The sequence below is a fragment of the Pradoshia sp. D12 genome (genome assembly GCF_008935075.1).
GTDB lineage: Bacteria > Bacillota > Bacilli > Bacillales > Pradoshiaceae > Pradoshia.
This window is the reverse complement of the sequence record NZ_CP044545.1, coordinates 572,816-588,684: the sequence shown is the minus strand read 5'-3', so window position 1 is coordinate 588,684 and position 15,869 is coordinate 572,816. Positions and strand designations below refer to the sequence as shown.

Below are 15,869 nucleotides of genomic sequence, written 5' to 3'. Positions count from 1 at the left end.
TATATAAATTTTTAAATAGCTCATTTAATTAAGAGTGTTATTTTTCATTCTAATACAACACTAATTGGTTCATTATGTAAAAGTTTGTGAAGGAACGAACAATATCACGTTTGTAAAGTTGTTTTTAGTATTAACTTAAAAGGTTCACATATTTTTGTACAAAAAAAGAAACACAGGGATAATGCACCACATTATCAAGCATATGGTATATAAATAAGGTATAGAAAGTTACTGGAACTAAAAACCGCGGATTAGAGCCAGTTAAATCCATATGGGAGTGATTTAAAATGATGAATTGGTTACGAACTAATAAATATGCCTCCGGACTATTATTGATTATAAGACTGTATCTTGGTTATGAATGGATGATTCATGGATTTGAGAAAATTAAAGGCGGAGCATTTGATGCATCCGGATTCCTTGGAAATATTGTTGCTAATCCTGTAACTGGGCCAGACGGAGGGGCACTGTATCCGATTTATGGTTCATTCATTGAAAAATTTGCGATTCCTAACGTAGGGTTAATCAACATCTTAATTCCATGGGGAGAATTTCTAGTTGGGCTTGGGTTACTGCTTGGTGTCTTAACAACTACAGCTGCCTTCTTTGGATTATTAATGAATTTTATGTTTTTATTTGGCGGAACAGTATCTACTAACCCGCTCTACATCATACTGGGAATGGTTATTCTTGTAGCAGGTGCAAATGCCGGCCGATTCGGTGGAGACTATTACGTTCTTCCCTGGATTCGTAAAACTATCTTCAAAAAGGATGACATAAAACCAATCAATACAAAAAAAATTAACTCCAAGTCATTAAACTAACGATTAAATAAGAGACGACGCCGAGATTTCTCTCGGCGTCTTTTATTGATTTATGCCAGTCGATCATAACTATACGATGATGTTTTGGCCATGATCCAACTACAATCCTTTGTTGACTAGGCATCTTATTATGCTTATGATTATTTGGTGTCTTCGGAAATACTAAACGTGGTTCGTAACCATCCCACGATAAAAAACTAAGGGAGAGAAAAAAATGAATATTAGAACGCTTGCTGTAAATGGAGTTTTGGCAGCCTTATATATTGCTGTCACTATAATCGTACAGCCAATCGCATTTTCGAACATTCAGTTTCGAGTACCTGAAATGTTCAATCACTTGATTGTATTTAATAAAAAATACATGTATGGGATTGTGATAGGAGTATTTATCTCTAACCTCTTTTTCTCATCAATGGGTGCATATGATTTAATATTTGGTGTTGGCCAATCCATACTAGCATTAACAATCACCATTCTAACCTTCCGATTTGTCCGCAATATTTGGGCAAGGATGGCTATTAATACATTCGTTTTTACTTTTACCATGTTCTTAATTGCTATAGAGTTAAATATTGTTTTGAAACTTCCTTTCTGGTTTGCATGGGCAACAACCGCAGCTGGAGAATTAGCAGTCATGACAATTGGTGCTCCAATTATGTATGCTCTCAATAAACGTATTAATTTCTCAAAATTAATCTGACTTAATAATCCAAGCTTGGTCCTTTATCGGATCAGGCTTTTTATTATGTAAAAATATTCCCTGAACATTTCAAAATCCTGCCACAAAAAAAATGCTTAATATGTAGTAAAGTAGGGTACATTTGAATTATAGAATATAGAAGGAGTGGATTATAGAATGGAAAAAAAATTAAAAGAATTAATAGATGGTTTAAATGAAGATCTAGCAAACGAATATGCTGCATCAATCATGTATTCTAGCTATGCGGCAATGGTTTCTGGTTTATACAGACAAACACTGAAACCTTTCTTTGAAGGTGAAATAGCCGATGAACAGGGACATGCTTTATATCTTGCAGAAAAAATCAGTACATTGGGTGGAACACCAACTGTAACACCAGCAGAAGTTAAACAAACCACTGATGTTAAGGTAATGCTTGAATCTGCCTATCAGGCAGAAAAAGATACAATAGATCGCTACGAAACACGCAAGAAACAAGCTGAGGAATTAGGCTTAACTGAATTAGTTGTCAAACTAGAAGATCTTATCTCCGATGAAACAGGCCATATGGAAGAGATTGGCCGCATTCTTAGTGACTCCAGATTTGATTAATTCTTAACAATCTGCAACATGTTTAACACAGGGATAGAACCGTGATTCTGACAAGCAGAATTACGGTTCTTTTTATAGCTATTACTTCGGTAATGGGATTTCAAATTCTGTCTTTTTACCATTAAATAAATCTTTACCTTCACTGTTTAGGAATGGCCCAAACTCCAATTTTAAATTTCGTGTAATTAAGAACAAATCCTTGTCTATTAAAAAGACATGAAGCTTTTCACTAGATGTTCCGGCAGCAATTTCTCCTTGTTGGCTCGGCTCCAGATTTGTTTCTGGCAGATAGGTTATTTGATTATCGTTCCCTCTTAAAAAAGAACGAATGGATTTAAATATTAATGGTTGTTTGAAATTGTTCACAAGCTTTATTTTCATGGTAAGTATGATACTGTCTCTTTCATTTAAATTTTTGAACTTTGATTTAGTTTCCTCTGATGGGGTTATCTCAGCATACTGTATACCTTCTAACGTAATGATTACGTCCTCAATATTTTTAGTGTCATTCATTTTTAAATTTTCATATAGTATCTTTTTCACACCCATATTGCCAGAAGTAAATCGATCTTGATACACCTCAGAGGATACAGATGGCTCTTCTCCTTTTGATGCCACGCCATTTTTTGTTTCTTTATCTTCGGTACCTTCTTTATTATCCGTACTTACATCTTCTGTAGTTTGATTCTTTTTATTATCCTTATTTATCGTCTCTTCTTTTTCGCTTCCACATGCTGATACTCCTAAAATAAGACATGCCAAAAATATAAACCTCAGTCCCTTTTGCACGATTCAACCTCCAATACTTTTTATTGTAAAATTGTAGTTAATCTATACATTTGCTTATGTCTTAATATTCTAAGCATAAACGCCCTTTTCCTATCTATCCCACATAATTGTTTTAACAGTGCAGTCGAAACAAAATAAAAAAGGATTGTCCGAGACAATCCTTATACTTTCTAGTCAATTATTACTTCGTAAAAATTTTCGTTACCAAAAGACCTGCCACAAAAGTTATACAACATAGCAGTATAGTACCTATTCCTGTTGGCAATCCAGGAACGATTACAAATATAGATCCAATAATCAACCCCATTATGACTGCAAACGTCATATGTGGATATGCCCTCAGTAAAAAGCTAATTGCTTTACTGCTCACAATAAAGCCAACCACTGCTCCAGCCCCTACAAGTATAATAATTGTAAAGTTTAAATCTGATAAAGCAGAAATAACAGTTGAATAAACACCGAGCAACAATAATATAAACGAGCCACTAATACCTGGAAGCAGCATAGCCATACTTGCAAGCCAGCCGGAAAAGAATAATCCAAGCCCAGATAAAAGCGTTACATCAGATATAACAACAGATTCATTCGGCTTCAGGAAACCTAGTGCTGCCATCATGATCGCGACCAAAACGACAACCACAAAATGCTTTCCTGTAAAGTGTTTTTTCACCTCTGCCTGTCTTATAATAAATGGCAGTACACCGATGATTAACCCTACAAAAAAGAATTGTGTCGGTTCATGATGATGCTCTAGCAAATAATCAATCAATCGGCTAAACGTCAGTATAGTAAACCCCATACCGATTGCCAGTGGCAATAAAAAGCCCAGATACCTTCTCCAATCACGGCTAAAAAAGCCACTGATTGATAATAATAAGCGATCATAAATACCTAATATAAACGCTATGGTTCCTCCACTTACACCGGGAATTAAATCACTGATTCCCATTAACATACCACGATATATGTTTTTCCATTCCATTATCTTCAGTCCTTATTTTTTTATTTCACTATAATAGTTTACAAAATAAGAACTAGTAAAAACAATGGCACATAATACAAATTTAATGATGTTTCTTTATTCCATTAAAATGGATATAAGATAATATCAATATAACAATATCAAATAATGTCACATTTATACTTACTCTTATTATAATAAAAAACAAGCATGCTAGAACTGCATGCTTTGCGAGAATATCATCACCTTAACGACGAACCTGGAGTATTACCTTTCCTGTTGTTTTCCTCGATTGCAGTAGCTCATGTACTTTCGCTGCTTCCTCAATCGGATGGACTTCACCTATTATTAATTTTAATTTTCCCTCTTCTAGGAATGAAAAGAGATCACGCATGCTCGGCAACAGCAATTCTGGTTTTCTCATAATTTGCGGAAGAAAGAATCCAATGACCGACTGGTTTCTCGCCATTAAGGATGAGGGGTGCATCACGGCCTGTTCTCCGCTTGCGACACCATATATCACCAATCTCCCGAACGTAGCTAAGCATTTCAGTGTCTCCTTAAAAACATCACCGCCAGCCATTTCGAGCGCCACATTAACTCCACGGCCGTTTGTCGCTTCCAGCACGTCTTTATACCAACCCTCTTTTGTATAGTTGATACATACATCAGCTCCCAGAGAACGTGCAAGCTCCAGCTTTTCTTCCGTGCTGGCAGTTGCAATTACCTTACCGGCGCCCATTAATTTAGCCAATTGGACTGCTAAAGTCCCAACTCCTCCAGCTGCTGCATGAACGAGAACGGTTTCACCCTCTTGCAATTGCCCCATTGTTTTTAAAATATGGTAGGCACTCAAACCTTGAAGTGGGAGGGCGACCGCTTCTTTTAAATCCAGTTCTTCTTTCAGGAGAATTACGGACCGAGCCTCTGCAACAGCATACTCAGCATATCCTCCAGATTCAATCAGCGTGACCACTCTTGCTCCAATGTTTACGTTTGTCACTTCTGAGCCAGTTTCGACTACAACCCCGGCAACTTCTGCTCCTGGCACAAAAGGAAGTTTGGTTGGTACAACATATTGGCCTTCGCGTCTGGCAGTATCTGCATAATTCACACCAACTACATGTATTTCAATTAATACTTCATATGGACCAGGTTTCGGCCTATCTAATTCGACCATTTTTAATACTTCTGGTCCTCCGTACTCAGTAAATTGAATGGCTTTCATAATACATACTCCCTTTCTCTTATTTGCCGGTAAACTGCGGCTTTCTTTTTTCTTTAAATGCAGATACACCTTCTTGATGATCCTCCGTGGCTATCATCATCGTTTGAGTGATACGTTCTCTCTCTAGGACATCTTCGAGAGTAGCCGTAAAAGAATAATCAATCAGTTTTTTCATTTGCCCATATGCTTTTCCTGGACCATGGGATAACATAGTCGCATATTGAATCGCCTCATCACGCAAAGCTTCCAAAGGTACAAGTTTATTAATAACCCCAAGTTCATATAAACGTTCTGCTGGTATAGGTTCAGCTGAAAAGAAAAATTGTTTCGCCAAATGCGGACCAACTAAGCGTGGAAGAAAATAGGAACCTCCTGCATCCGAAATAAGGCCAACCTGTGAAAAACTTAAAACGAACTTACTTCCCTCAGCGGCCACAATCAAATCGGAGGCTAGCGCCAAATTAAAAGCGGCCCCTGCCGCAAAACCATGTACCGCAGCAATAATAGGAGTTTCAATCTCCTTCATCGTTAAAATACATTCATTTATGACTCCTAAATACTCGTAGGTAGTAGCTGCTGATTTGGTTCCCATCGTTTTTACATCTCCGCCGGCACTAAACGCCCGGCCTGCTCCGTTTAAAATAATCACTTTCACATTAGGATTTTTATCAGCTTTTTTTAATTCACTAATTAGTCCTGTTATCATTTCCGGACTAAAAGCATTCAAGCTTTCAGGTCTATTTAATGTTAATACTAATACTGAACCTATTTCTTTTATTAATAAGTGTTCCATCATCCATCTCCCTTTCTCTTTTAAGTGATCATCCATCCCCCATCGACCAGTACATCTGTACCAGTCATGTATGAAGCTTCACTCGATGCTAAAAAGGCAATAACATTGGCTATTTCCTCACTGGTTCCTACTCTTTTCAATGCTGTGTTGCGTTCTATTGATTTCACAAACCGTTCATTCGTTAAAGCCCATTCTGTCAACGGTGTTTCAACAAATCCAGGTGATACGGAGTTTGCACGGATACCATATGGGGCCATTTCAAAAGCAAGTGCCTTCGTAAAATTCAACACAGCTGCTTTTGCAGAACTATAATGAGGTATATGAGCAGCAGCCTTATGGCCAGATAGACTCGCTATATTGACAAATGCCCTATTACCTCCACGGTTAGCGTGCTCCATCATAAACTTTCCAAGTATTTTTGAAACTAAAAACACACTCTTCAAATTCACTTCCTGAACGATATCCCAAGCCTCTACGGCCGTATCCATTATTTTTGATTGCACTGAACCACCTGCATTATTGATGACCACATGCAAGTCCATAAAATGATCCTCAATAAAATCTAACAACGCTGTTACTTCCTCTTCTTTCGTAACGTCGGCCGCAAAACAGGTTGCCTGGATATGATGGCTTTGATTATTAATTTCATCAACAACACTTTCAAGCTTTTCTAAGGTTCTTCCAACTAGAATGACATTTGCTCCTTCTTTAGCCAAACGCAGAGCTGTAGCCTTTCCTATCCCGCTGCCACCGCCAGTGATCACGGCAACTTGCTCATGAAATCGCATCCTATACCTCCTTTTTTACCGTTAATATAAAGCGATTATTTTTAAACACAGGAACAATCTCATAACATCCACTTGTACTTGATAACAGAAGATCTTCCTTTAATCCGTATTTGGTTAATAGCAATCCAACTCTGGATGCCGCCAGAACTGAGTATGAATTAGATGAATGGCTGTCATAAAAAGCCAATGCAGCTTTTCCAGCGTCATTCAGCTCAATCCCTTGATTGGTTCTGCAGGTTATATTTGCAATTAAATGGCCGGCACCATAGAAATCCTCTAGGCTGAATTCTCCTGAATTTCCTGAACAAATCACGACAATAGTTTCATCCTTGCTATCATTCAGTATCGCCTGTGCCACGGCAGCATTATTAAGCAAGGAGGATATATACACTAGATTTGCATATGCCGCTTTATGTAGAGCCACTGTGCCGTTAGTAGTTGAAAGAATCAAGGTTTTACCATGGATACGCGTGCTAATTTTAACCGGTCCTGGATAAAAAAATCCATCGATTGGTTCTGCATGTAATTCCCCAGCCATCAAGGCTTGTCCGTTCTCAAATTGTCTGCTTACTTTAATAGCTTCGTCCTGATTTAGAACGGGAATAACCTCTGTTGCTCCATTCTGCAAAGCTGTTACAATCGTGGTTGTGGCCAGGAGAATATCTAGTACAACAGCTATCTTGTTGCCTGAGGCCAGTTTTTCTGGTGATATATCTTCCTTGGTCAGCAAGACATGAACTTTCAGCATCTTATTGATTCCTTGTAAGTGAATAAGCATGCTCAATCAATGTTTTTACATACTTATCAAAGCTGGCAAATCTCGGATCCTTTGTTTGGCCATTATGATAACGATAGTAGATTTGCTGACAAATCCCCGCTAATTTGAAATAGGCAAATGTTAAATAGAAATTCATATTGGAGACATCACGGCCGCTTTGTCTTGCATATTCTGAAATAAATTGTTCCCTTGTATAAAATCCATCCCAAATCGTAACAGATGGCTTCCCCAGTCCTTTCTTCAATACTTCAGAATCGTCCCCCTCTGCCCAATAGCTCATAGCTACTCCAAGATCAGCGAGCGGATCCCCAACCGTCGTCATTTCCCAGTCAAATAGACCGACCATTTCCGTTCCATCCTCATTAAAAATCGCATTGTTCAATTTATAGTCATAATGAATAATTGAAGCATCACATGAAGCTGGAATATGATCGACTAACCACTTTTCTAATTCTTGTATATTTGGAATATCATCTGTTTTTGCTCTTTCATAACGTGCTATCCATCCATTTGTCTGTCTTTCCATAAAACCATCAGGCTTGCTGATTTCCTTTAATCCAGTTTCCTGATATGAAATGCTATGAAGCTGAACAAGCCGTCCTACCATTTCCCGAGATAAGTTTTGAAAGAGTTCACGGGAAGGTTTAATGCCTTCAGGGACAGAAGTATCAAATACAATACCTTGCTTTCGTTCCATAATAAAAAACGGACTCCCTATAACATGTTCATCATCTGAGTAAAGGATTGGTTTTGGAGCCGGACTGAAAAGAGGATGTACTTCTGAGAGGATGCTGTATTCCCTTTGCATATCATGGGCTTTTGGAGCTACAGGACCTAGCGGTGGTTTCCTTAAAACAGCTTCCCATGTTCCTATTTTCAATTGATAGGTTAAATTTGAATGACCTGCCGAGAATTGTTCAATTTCCAGGTTTCCTTCTGGCAAATCGTTAATCTTACTCCGCAGAAATGCTTCAAGTACATGCTGCTGCAATTCTTCTCCGCTTCGTACGGGAATCGTATCTTTACTAACTCTTTGGGTCATGTCTATCCCACCTCTTTCAAAAATCGGACTCATTAAACAGCTTCGACCAGCCTCAACAGTTTCTCTTTTAGCAATTCAGGAATCGGTTCACTTTCCTGTTTGTCAAAATTAAACTGAACAAGGATGGCAGTCCCTTTGGCAATCGGGTTACCGGTTTGGGCACAGTAAATATCATGTTCAAGCTGAAAGCTCTTTGTCCCCACTCTGGATACAGTCGTGTTAATTTTTAATATTTGATCAAAATAGGCTTGAGAGAGGAAATCACATTTAGTCGAGGCCAAAATGAATGACCAATTTCTTATTTTCAAATCCAGTTCCATTTCTTTCAAAAAATGAAGACGAGCTTCCTCGAGATAAATGAAATAACTTGTATTATTCACATGACCAAGTGCATCTGTTTCCGAAAAACGGACGGTTACCATTGATTCCATAGTGGCCTCCTTTTACCCATTCACAGCATCCCGCCATATTTACACCCTGCTGTATAACTCGGAAGATATTCGTAATCTTTACACCAATCAGCTCCAATTAGGCAATTTTATTCAAAAAAGGAGAGTGTGATCCTACTCCCCTTTTTCAATTCCTTTCATGATCATCTCTACAAACATGTCTGCTAATTCATGTTCAGAAATAACACCTTCAGGGTTAAACCACTGATAGCTCCAGTTCAATATTCCAAGAATACCAAATGTGATAATGGTAGGATTTAGATCTGAACGTAACTCCTCTGTCTTTATCCCCTGCTTAATTAAATCTTCAATATTAAAGCGAAATTGATCACGCTTTGGCAAAATCTCTTCCAGCTTATCTTCGGATAATAGTTTCATTTCCCGGAAGTACACCTTTGCACTTAAACCTTGGGTTCGAATATCACTCACTAGTAAATACGCTATATCGTGTATTTTTTGTCTACAGGTTTTCTTCGAGGTATTTAGGATCGCTTCCTGTCTTTCAATTAATCCATTAATATAATCGAGATGAATATTCATCAATAATTCTTCTTTACTTGCAAAATAGTAATAAAAGGTTCCCTTTGTAACTCCCAAAGAATCAACAATATCCTGTATGGATGTTTCTGCAAAACCCTTTTGTTCAAATAAAGAAATGCTGGTGTTCTTAATTTTTTGTTTCATCATCAAGACCCCAGTTCGTGTGTATTCATGTCACCCTTACTTTGTTTCGACTTCTTCCCTCAGAGCCCGGCGAAGTATTTTTCCAACATTTGTTTTTGGTAATTCATCACGAAATTCTACAATTGTCGGCACTCGATAGGCTGCCATATTATTTTTACAATATTCCATAATCTCTTTATCCGTAGCTGACTCATTCGCTTTTAATACTAAAATTGCTTTGACTGTTTCTCCGCGATACTCATCCGGAACTCCTATTACAACAGCTTCCTGTACGGATGGATGTTCATACAGGACTTCTTCTACATCACGAGGGTAGATATTATAACCGCTTGCAATGATTAGATCCTTTTTACGGTCAACAATCGTTAGATATCCATCTTCATCGATCCTGGCAATATCCCCTGTATATAGCCATCCATTGCGGAGAGCAACAGCCGTTTCTTCAGGCATATTCCAATAGCCTTTCATAATCTGCGGACCTTTGACAATTAATTCTCCCAGTTCGCCAACCGGGACTTCCTCCACCCCTGTAGCTACATCCACGATTTTACAATCTGTAGATGGGAAGGCAATTCCGACTGTTCCAGGTTTACGAACACCAAAATCCGGATTACAATGCGTAACGGGTGATGCTTCCGAAAGACCATAACCCTCCAAAATCTTAGAATCCGTTTTTGATTCATATTCCTTCATTAATTCCATAGGCATAGGAGCACTTCCGCTATTGGAAATTTTTATGCTATCAATCCCATATTCCTTTGCTTTAGGATGAGCGTTGATCGCCACGTACATGGTTGGTACGCCAGGGAATATAGTTGGCTTCTCCTGTTTTATGGTTTGAAGGACCTCTTCTAAATCAAAACGGGGTAGCAATATGTTTTCACTCGCCATTAATATGCAATTATTCATACAGGCCGTCATACCAAATACGTGGAATAATGGGATGACAGTCAGATACCGTTCCTTCCCCTTATTTACCATCTTCTTGTAAAATTCCTTTGTTTGATAGATATTGGCAACTAAATTACGATGAGTGAGCATGGCTCCTTTCGATCTCCCCGTAGTGCCACCTGTATATTGGAGCACAGCAACATCATGACTCGGATCAATAACTACTGGCTCTACTGGCATGACTGTTTCAGAGATAAATCGCTCAAATGTCCAATCATCTCCAAATTCTGTCCCGGATGGCTGCAGGCTTACTACAATAATATTTTTGAGATTCGTAGTAGATTGAACCGCTTTAACAGTTTGATAGAATGCATCCATGACAACAATCGTTTCAGCATCGGAATCCTGCAATATATATTCCAGTTCTCTAGCTACTAACATGGGGTTGATTTGTGTGACAATTCCTCCCATCGATAGGGCCCCATAATAGGCAATCACATACTGAGGACAGTTTGGCAGCATTATTGCCACCCTATCACCCTTTTTAACATCATTATTCTGAAGTGCTGCGGCGAAGCGATTGGATGTCCCTAAAAGTTCCTGATAGGTCATTTTTCTTCCAAAAAAAGATAGGGCATTGTTTGTGGGGTAATGGATTGTCGTTTCATGAAGAATGTCTGGCAGTGATTTGTTCGGAATTTCGATTTCAGATGCAATACCTTCCGGATATTGCGTAAGCCAAGCTTTCTTTTTCATATTTTCCATAGTCAAATCTCCTTCATCTTTTATTTAAACCATGGCGTGTTTTCCGCCATCAACTACCAATACCTCACCTGTTATATAATTGGATGCAGCAGAGGCTAGGAATAAAGCAACTCCCTTGAGGTCTTCATCATTTCCAAGCCTTCCAAGCGGTGTCATATATTCAATTGCATCTTTTCCGCGTTCGAGTAAGACCTGAGACATTTTGGTTGGGAAAAAACCAGGTGCGATTGCATTAACATGAATATTATGTTTCCCCCATTTCACTGCCAAATCCTTTGTTAAAGTAAGGACAGCTCCTTTGCTGGCATTGTACCCAACAGTATCCATCATGTCAGCTTGAGTTCCACCGAGCCCCGCAACTGAAGCAATATTGATTATTTTTCCTCGCTTCTGTTCCATCATCACCTTTCCCACTGCCTGGGACATCAGGAAGGTACCTGTCAAATTAGTATTGATAACCTTATTCCAGGCTTCAAGCGGCATATCCAATGCAGAAGCTCCCCATGAGGCACCGCTATTGTTGACAAGAATATCAATATCTTCAAATTTATCTAGTGTTTCTGAGACGACACTATGAATATCTTCCGCATTCGTGATATCACATTTTAAGGCCAAGGTTTCAACTCCATATTCTTTATTCAGATGATCTGCTACCTCGGTGCAAGCCTCAATCTTGCGTGAACATAGAACAATATTTGCTCCCGCTTCTGCCAAACCCTGTGCAATATGGGCTCCAAGCCCACGTCCGCCTCCTGTGATAATCGCTGTCTTACCGGTTAAATCAAACATTTGTAAAACGTTCATGATCAGCTTGTTCCTCCCCTAGATATTTTTTAAGCTCTAGCTTGGCAATCTGTGCACGGTGAACTTCATCGGGTCCATCAGCTAATCGCAATGTTCTTGCATTTGCCCAATGAGCTGCCAAAGGATAATCCTCTGAAACTCCTGCTGCTCCAAGTCCCTGTATAGCCCTGTCGATAACCTTCAAAGCCATATTTGGAGCAACGACTTTGATCATCGCAATCTCGGCCTTCGCTTTTTTGTTCCCAACCGTATCCATCATGTAAGCTGCTTTTAAAGTTAATAATCTTGCCTGCTCAATTTCAATTCTTGAATTTGCAATCCACTCTTTTATTACACCTTGATTAGATAGCGGCTGCCCAAAGGCAGTTCTTGTTTGAATGCGCTTACATAATATTTCTAGTGAACGCTCTGCTGCCCCAATCAGCCTCATACAATGATGAATCCTTCCTGGACCCAGCCTTCCCTGTGCTATCGCAAATCCCTTTCCCTCTCCCCAAATTATGTTCTCAGCGGGTACTTTAACGTTTTCATATGTAATTTCTCCATGTCCATGAGGGGCATGATCATAACCAAAAACAGGAAGCATTCTTTCGATTTTTACTCCTTTTGAATCAAGAGGTACAAGAATCATAGATTGCTGTTCATGCCGATCTGCCATTTTGTTCGTCTTCCCCATCACAATTGCAATTTTACATCTTGGATCTCCTGCGCCTGAAGACCACCACTTGCGGCCATTGATGATATAGCCATCTCCATCTTTTTCAATACTTGCTTCAATATTCGTAGCATCTGATGAAGCGACATCTGGCTCGGTCATTGAAAAACAGGAACGTATTTCACCAGCTAATAAAGGCTTAAGCCATTCCTCTTTCTGTTCAGCAGACCCATACCTTTCTAATACTTCCATATTACCTGTGTCAGGAGCACTGCAATTAAACACTTCAGGGCCGATTAATGAGCGTCCCATTATTTCACATAAAGGTGCATATTCCAAATTGGTCAGACCAGCACCATATTCACTCTCAGGCAGAAATAAATTCCAAAGCCCCGCATTTTTAGCTTTTGATTTTAAGTCTTCCATAATCGGAGGCACCAGACTCCACCGTGATTCTTGCTCATTTAACTGAACCTCATATAATCCTTCATTAGGATATACATACTTATTCATAAAATCACTTAACTGTCTCTCCAAGTCAATCACCTTACTCGAATAGGAAAAATCCATTCCTTCACTCCTTTCACATACTGACCGGTAGGTATTGTTAATTACTCCCAATTATACTTGATGCTCTTTTAAATTCCAACTAATTATCTAAAAATTACAAATACTTATATAGTTTTACAAATTCAGTCAGATTATATTATTCTTATAAATAGTAATAAACACACAGGAAGAAGGAAAGAGTTGTAAAATGAATATCAAACTGATTAAAAACACAGCCAAACAAAAATTAACTGGCTACTGGGGAATTGCGATAGGAGTTTTTTTCATAACTCTCCTTGTTAGCAGAGTTGCTGAATCATTTCTTTTTATTCTTGCATTTTTCTTTATATCAAGCCCATTGGCTGTAGGATATCAATGGTTCCACTTAGCTATAAAGAGGCAGCAAAATCCTTCTATTGAAACACTATTTGATGGTTTTAAATTGAACTATTTCAGGAATGCCTTAACAAACTTTTTAATCTTTTTATTTACCTTACTCTGGTCAGTTTTATTAATTATACCCGGCATCATTAAAGCGTTAGCCTATTCTATGACTTTATTTATCTTGCGTGACCGTTCCGATTTAACCGCTCTTCAAGCGATTACAGAAAGCCGACGAATCATGAATGGTAAAAAGAAAGATTTATTTGTACTATACCTATCTTTTTTACCATGGTTTATTATCCCTATCGTATTAATTTTTATCGGAATCGTATCTATTGCTATTGGTGCTGATACTGTAAATGATGGAGTATATTTAAGCGGCATGGCAAGCCTGATTATCGGGTATATCACAATCTTTGGTATTGCTATATACCTTGCACCTTTTATAACTACTTCATTAGCTGTCTTCTATGATGATTATGTAAAGCCATCAGAAGGATCTCTTATACAGAATCCACTGCCTTCTACTCATAATTCTGCTGCCGATCATATCGACCTTGCTAAGCGTGTAGAATAAAAGATAATCCCAGCTCCATCATAGAGCCGGGATTATTTTCTTTATTGGTAAAAAAGTAAATTATAAAAGCCAGCGGTGTCTCACGCTGGCTTTACATGTACTAACTAGTCTTTCTGCATATCTGGAACTTCATTCATTATGGGAGCAGACTGTCTCATCATACCAATCGGATAACCAATAATAGCGCCCAATATGGCTGGTGCAATCCATCCTAATCCCACGGAGTAAAGCGGTAAATAAGCAAATAAATTATTGATTGCTTCTATTTGCAGACCCGCTGCATTAAAACCATCAAACAAACTAACAATAAAGGTTAATGCCAAACTGCAAATATATACTTCTGAAAAACCTTTAAATACATTGTGCATGAATGTAAGGAAAATCAAGCATATAGCCAAAGGATAAATAGCTGTCAGGACAGGTACTGAAATAGCCACTAAGTCGGCAAGTCCCACATTGGCAACTAATGCACTGAATACCGATAAAACAATAGCATATGTTTTATAGGACCATCTCGGAGCCAATGTATTAAAGTAGGCCGCACAAGCCGTCACAAGACCGATACTAGTCGTTAAACACGCTGCAATAACAGCAAGTCCTAAAATTAATCTTCCATAAGAACCAAAATAATAATGAGATGCTGCTGCTAATATCGCACCCCCATTATCAAATGCACCAATCTCTTCCACACCGGTAGCACCTAAATATGCTAGCCCTGCATAGATTACCGCAAGTAAACCGGCTGCAATGAAAGCAGATTTCATAACACTTGTCATCATTTCTTTTTTGCCATGAATCCCTGTTGAACGAACTGCATTAATAATGATAATTCCAAATACGAAGGATGCCAATGTATCCATTGTTAGGTAACCTTCCTGGAAACCCTTAAAGAATGCGTTTTCTGTATATTGTTCAGCCGGAGCTGTCAGGCTTCCCATTGGATTAAACAAAGCTGCTAGAATCAATAAAGCGATAAAAAATAATAATATTGGTGTTAACATTTTACCAACTATATCTATAATTTTTCCTGGTTTTAATGCAAAGAAACAAGTAATAGCAAAAAAGATTACAGTGAAAAGCGCCATTGCTACTGTGCTATTCATATCACCGATTAAAGGTTTAACACCAATTTCATATGAAACCGTTCCTGTCCTCGGCATCGCAAATAAAGGCCCGATTGCCAAGTAAAGAACTGTAGTAAATATAATAGCAAACATTGGGTGTACACGTTTAGCCATCGTATATAAATCGCTTTGGCCAGAATACCCAATTGCCAATACCCCTAACAGAGGCAATCCCACCCCAGTTATGATGAAGCCAAATGTAGCTTCCCAAACATTTGACCCTGACATTTGTCCCATTAATACTGGGAATATTAGATTTCCAGCCCCAAAAAATAAGGCAAAGAGCATAAAGCCAATCGCTAGTGTTGTAGATTTACTCTTCATATTACCCAATTAAAACCCTCCGTTTCTATCTGGTTGAACATTTTAAATTTTCTAATAATTCTAACATCTTTTAATATAACATTACCCATTTTAACACATTTGTCAAGATTATTCAGACATTTCGCCCTATTTCTCAACTTTCCCACTTTTCTTCTAACATTCACCGTTT

At 38.4% G+C, this 15,869-nt stretch carries 17 protein-coding genes and 1 riboswitch; of the genes, 4 read left to right on the top strand and 13 right to left on the bottom strand.

Going from position 1 to position 15,869, the window contains the following annotated elements:
• The first annotated feature begins 287 nt into the window (after positions 1–287).
• The 3 genes from F7984_RS02865 to F7984_RS02855 all read left to right on the top strand — a co-directional run bounded on the left by F7984_RS02865 (position 288) and on the right by F7984_RS02855 (position 2,115).
• The gene (locus F7984_RS02865) at positions 288–824 is read left to right on the top strand and encodes a DoxX family membrane protein (protein WP_140462190.1); all 537 of its coding nucleotides are present in this window, start codon (positions 288–290) and stop codon (positions 822–824) included.
• Positions 825–986: 162 nt separating this feature from the next.
• Positions 987–1,031: riboswitch (PreQ1 riboswitch) on the top strand.
• A gap of 7 nt (positions 1,032–1,038) precedes the next feature.
• Positions 1,039–1,524 carry a QueT transporter family protein gene (locus tag F7984_RS02860; RefSeq protein WP_066108019.1) on the top strand — a complete coding sequence of 162 codons (486 nt, stop codon included), beginning with the start codon at positions 1,039–1,041 and terminating at the stop codon, positions 1,522–1,524.
• Between the two features lie 156 nt (positions 1,525–1,680).
• The gene (locus F7984_RS02855) at positions 1,681–2,115 is read left to right on the top strand and encodes a ferritin-like domain-containing protein (protein WP_066108023.1); all 435 of its coding nucleotides are present in this window, start codon (positions 1,681–1,683) and stop codon (positions 2,113–2,115) included.
• 81 nt (positions 2,116–2,196) lie between these two features.
• Here the strand turns inward: F7984_RS02855 and F7984_RS02850 are convergent, their stop codons facing one another.
• From F7984_RS02850 to F7984_RS02795, 12 genes are all read right to left on the bottom strand, one after another.
• Positions 2,197–2,904 carry a DUF4352 domain-containing protein gene (locus F7984_RS02850; protein ID WP_140462189.1) on the bottom strand — a complete coding sequence of 236 codons (708 nt, stop codon included), beginning with the start codon at positions 2,902–2,904 and terminating at the stop codon, positions 2,197–2,199.
• A 181-nt stretch (positions 2,905–3,085) separates the two neighbouring features.
• Positions 3,086–3,886: a DUF368 domain-containing protein gene (locus F7984_RS02845; RefSeq protein ID WP_066108029.1), complete on the bottom strand. Its 801-nt coding sequence runs from the start codon at positions 3,884–3,886 to the stop codon at positions 3,086–3,088.
• Positions 3,887–4,112: 226 nt separating this feature from the next.
• The gene (locus F7984_RS02840) at positions 4,113–5,093 is read right to left on the bottom strand and encodes a quinone oxidoreductase family protein (protein ID WP_140462188.1); all 981 of its coding nucleotides are present in this window, start codon (positions 5,091–5,093) and stop codon (positions 4,113–4,115) included.
• Between the two features lie 19 nt (positions 5,094–5,112).
• Positions 5,113–5,922, bottom strand: coding sequence for an enoyl-CoA hydratase/isomerase family protein (locus tag F7984_RS02835; RefSeq protein WP_375138420.1), 810 nt, complete (start codon positions 5,920–5,922; stop codon positions 5,113–5,115).
• Positions 5,907–6,674, bottom strand: coding sequence for an SDR family NAD(P)-dependent oxidoreductase (locus F7984_RS02830; RefSeq protein ID WP_140462187.1), 768 nt, complete (start codon positions 6,672–6,674; stop codon positions 5,907–5,909). Before F7984_RS02830 ends, F7984_RS02835 begins: the two co-directional genes overlap by 16 nt.
• A gap of 1 nt (position 6,675) precedes the next feature.
• Entirely contained in the window at positions 6,676–7,422 is a 747-nt protein-coding gene (locus tag F7984_RS02825; protein WP_140462186.1) for a 2-phosphosulfolactate phosphatase, read from the bottom strand.
• A 1-nt stretch (position 7,423) separates the two neighbouring features.
• Positions 7,424–8,494: a phosphotransferase family protein gene (locus F7984_RS02820; RefSeq protein ID WP_181162050.1), complete on the bottom strand. Its 1,071-nt coding sequence runs from the start codon at positions 8,492–8,494 to the stop codon at positions 7,424–7,426.
• Between the two features lie 32 nt (positions 8,495–8,526).
• Complete coding sequence (locus F7984_RS02815) at positions 8,527–8,925, bottom strand: acyl-CoA thioesterase (RefSeq protein ID WP_066108042.1); 399 nt, start codon at positions 8,923–8,925, stop codon at positions 8,527–8,529.
• A 132-nt stretch (positions 8,926–9,057) separates the two neighbouring features.
• A complete protein-coding gene (locus F7984_RS02810) occupies positions 9,058–9,627 on the bottom strand; it encodes a TetR/AcrR family transcriptional regulator (protein WP_140462210.1) in 570 nt (189 codons plus the stop codon).
• Positions 9,628–9,663: 36 nt separating this feature from the next.
• Positions 9,664–11,274, bottom strand: a complete 1,611-nt coding sequence (locus tag F7984_RS02805) for a long-chain-fatty-acid--CoA ligase (protein ID WP_140462209.1) — start codon at positions 11,272–11,274, stop codon at positions 9,664–9,666.
• A 33-nt stretch (positions 11,275–11,307) separates the two neighbouring features.
• Complete coding sequence (locus F7984_RS02800; RefSeq protein ID WP_139892681.1) at positions 11,308–12,087, bottom strand: SDR family oxidoreductase; 780 nt, start codon at positions 12,085–12,087, stop codon at positions 11,308–11,310.
• Entirely contained in the window at positions 12,065–13,312 is a 1,248-nt protein-coding gene (locus F7984_RS02795) for an acyl-CoA dehydrogenase family protein (RefSeq protein WP_139892682.1), read from the bottom strand. The genes F7984_RS02800 and F7984_RS02795 overlap by 23 nt, the downstream gene beginning before the upstream one ends.
• A gap of 187 nt (positions 13,313–13,499) precedes the next feature.
• Between F7984_RS02795 and F7984_RS02790 the strand changes: the two genes are divergently transcribed.
• Positions 13,500–14,252, top strand: coding sequence for a DUF975 family protein (locus tag F7984_RS02790; protein WP_139892683.1), 753 nt, complete (start codon positions 13,500–13,502; stop codon positions 14,250–14,252).
• Positions 14,253–14,356: 104 nt separating this feature from the next.
• Here the strand turns inward: F7984_RS02790 and brnQ are convergent, their stop codons facing one another.
• Positions 14,357–15,709, bottom strand: coding sequence for a branched-chain amino acid transport system II carrier protein (brnQ, locus tag F7984_RS02785; RefSeq protein ID WP_373925501.1), 1,353 nt, complete (start codon positions 15,707–15,709; stop codon positions 14,357–14,359).
• Positions 15,710–15,869: the final 160 nt, after the last annotated feature.

What these genes read in the sequence shown, in the direction of transcription:
- F7984_RS02865 (WP_140462190.1), top strand. Translation starts at nt 288, where the DNA reads ATGATGAATTGGTTACGAACTAATAAATATGCCTCCGGACTATTATTG.
- F7984_RS02860 (WP_066108019.1), top strand. Translation starts at nt 1,039, where the DNA reads ATGAATATTAGAACGCTTGCTGTAAATGGAGTTTTGGCAGCCTTATAT.
- F7984_RS02855 (WP_066108023.1), top strand. Translation starts at nt 1,681, where the DNA reads ATGGAAAAAAAATTAAAAGAATTAATAGATGGTTTAAATGAAGATCTA.
- F7984_RS02845 (WP_066108029.1), bottom strand. Translation starts at nt 3,886, where the DNA reads ATGGAATGGAAAAACATATATCGTGGTATGTTAATGGGAATCAGTGAT.
- F7984_RS02840 (WP_140462188.1), bottom strand. Translation starts at nt 5,093, where the DNA reads ATGAAAGCCATTCAATTTACTGAGTACGGAGGACCAGAAGTATTAAAA.
- F7984_RS02835 (WP_375138420.1), bottom strand. Translation starts at nt 5,922, where the DNA reads ATGGATGATCACTTAAAAGAGAAAGGGAGATGGATGATGGAACACTTA.
- F7984_RS02830 (WP_140462187.1), bottom strand. Translation starts at nt 6,674, where the DNA reads ATGCGATTTCATGAGCAAGTTGCCGTGATCACTGGCGGTGGCAGCGGG.
- F7984_RS02825 (WP_140462186.1), bottom strand. Translation starts at nt 7,422, where the DNA reads ATGCTGAAAGTTCATGTCTTGCTGACCAAGGAAGATATATCACCAGAA.
- F7984_RS02820 (WP_181162050.1), bottom strand. Translation starts at nt 8,494, where the DNA reads ATGACCCAAAGAGTTAGTAAAGATACGATTCCCGTACGAAGCGGAGAA.
- F7984_RS02815 (WP_066108042.1), bottom strand. Translation starts at nt 8,925, where the DNA reads ATGGAATCAATGGTAACCGTCCGTTTTTCGGAAACAGATGCACTTGGT.
- F7984_RS02810 (WP_140462210.1), bottom strand. Translation starts at nt 9,627, where the DNA reads ATGAAACAAAAAATTAAGAACACCAGCATTTCTTTATTTGAACAAAAG.
- F7984_RS02805 (WP_140462209.1), bottom strand. Translation starts at nt 11,274, where the DNA reads ATGAAAAAGAAAGCTTGGCTTACGCAATATCCGGAAGGTATTGCATCT.
- F7984_RS02800 (WP_139892681.1), bottom strand. Translation starts at nt 12,087, where the DNA reads ATGAACGTTTTACAAATGTTTGATTTAACCGGTAAGACAGCGATTATC.
- F7984_RS02795 (WP_139892682.1), bottom strand. Translation starts at nt 13,312, where the DNA reads ATGGATTTTTCCTATTCGAGTAAGGTGATTGACTTGGAGAGACAGTTA.
- F7984_RS02790 (WP_139892683.1), top strand. Translation starts at nt 13,500, where the DNA reads ATGAATATCAAACTGATTAAAAACACAGCCAAACAAAAATTAACTGGC.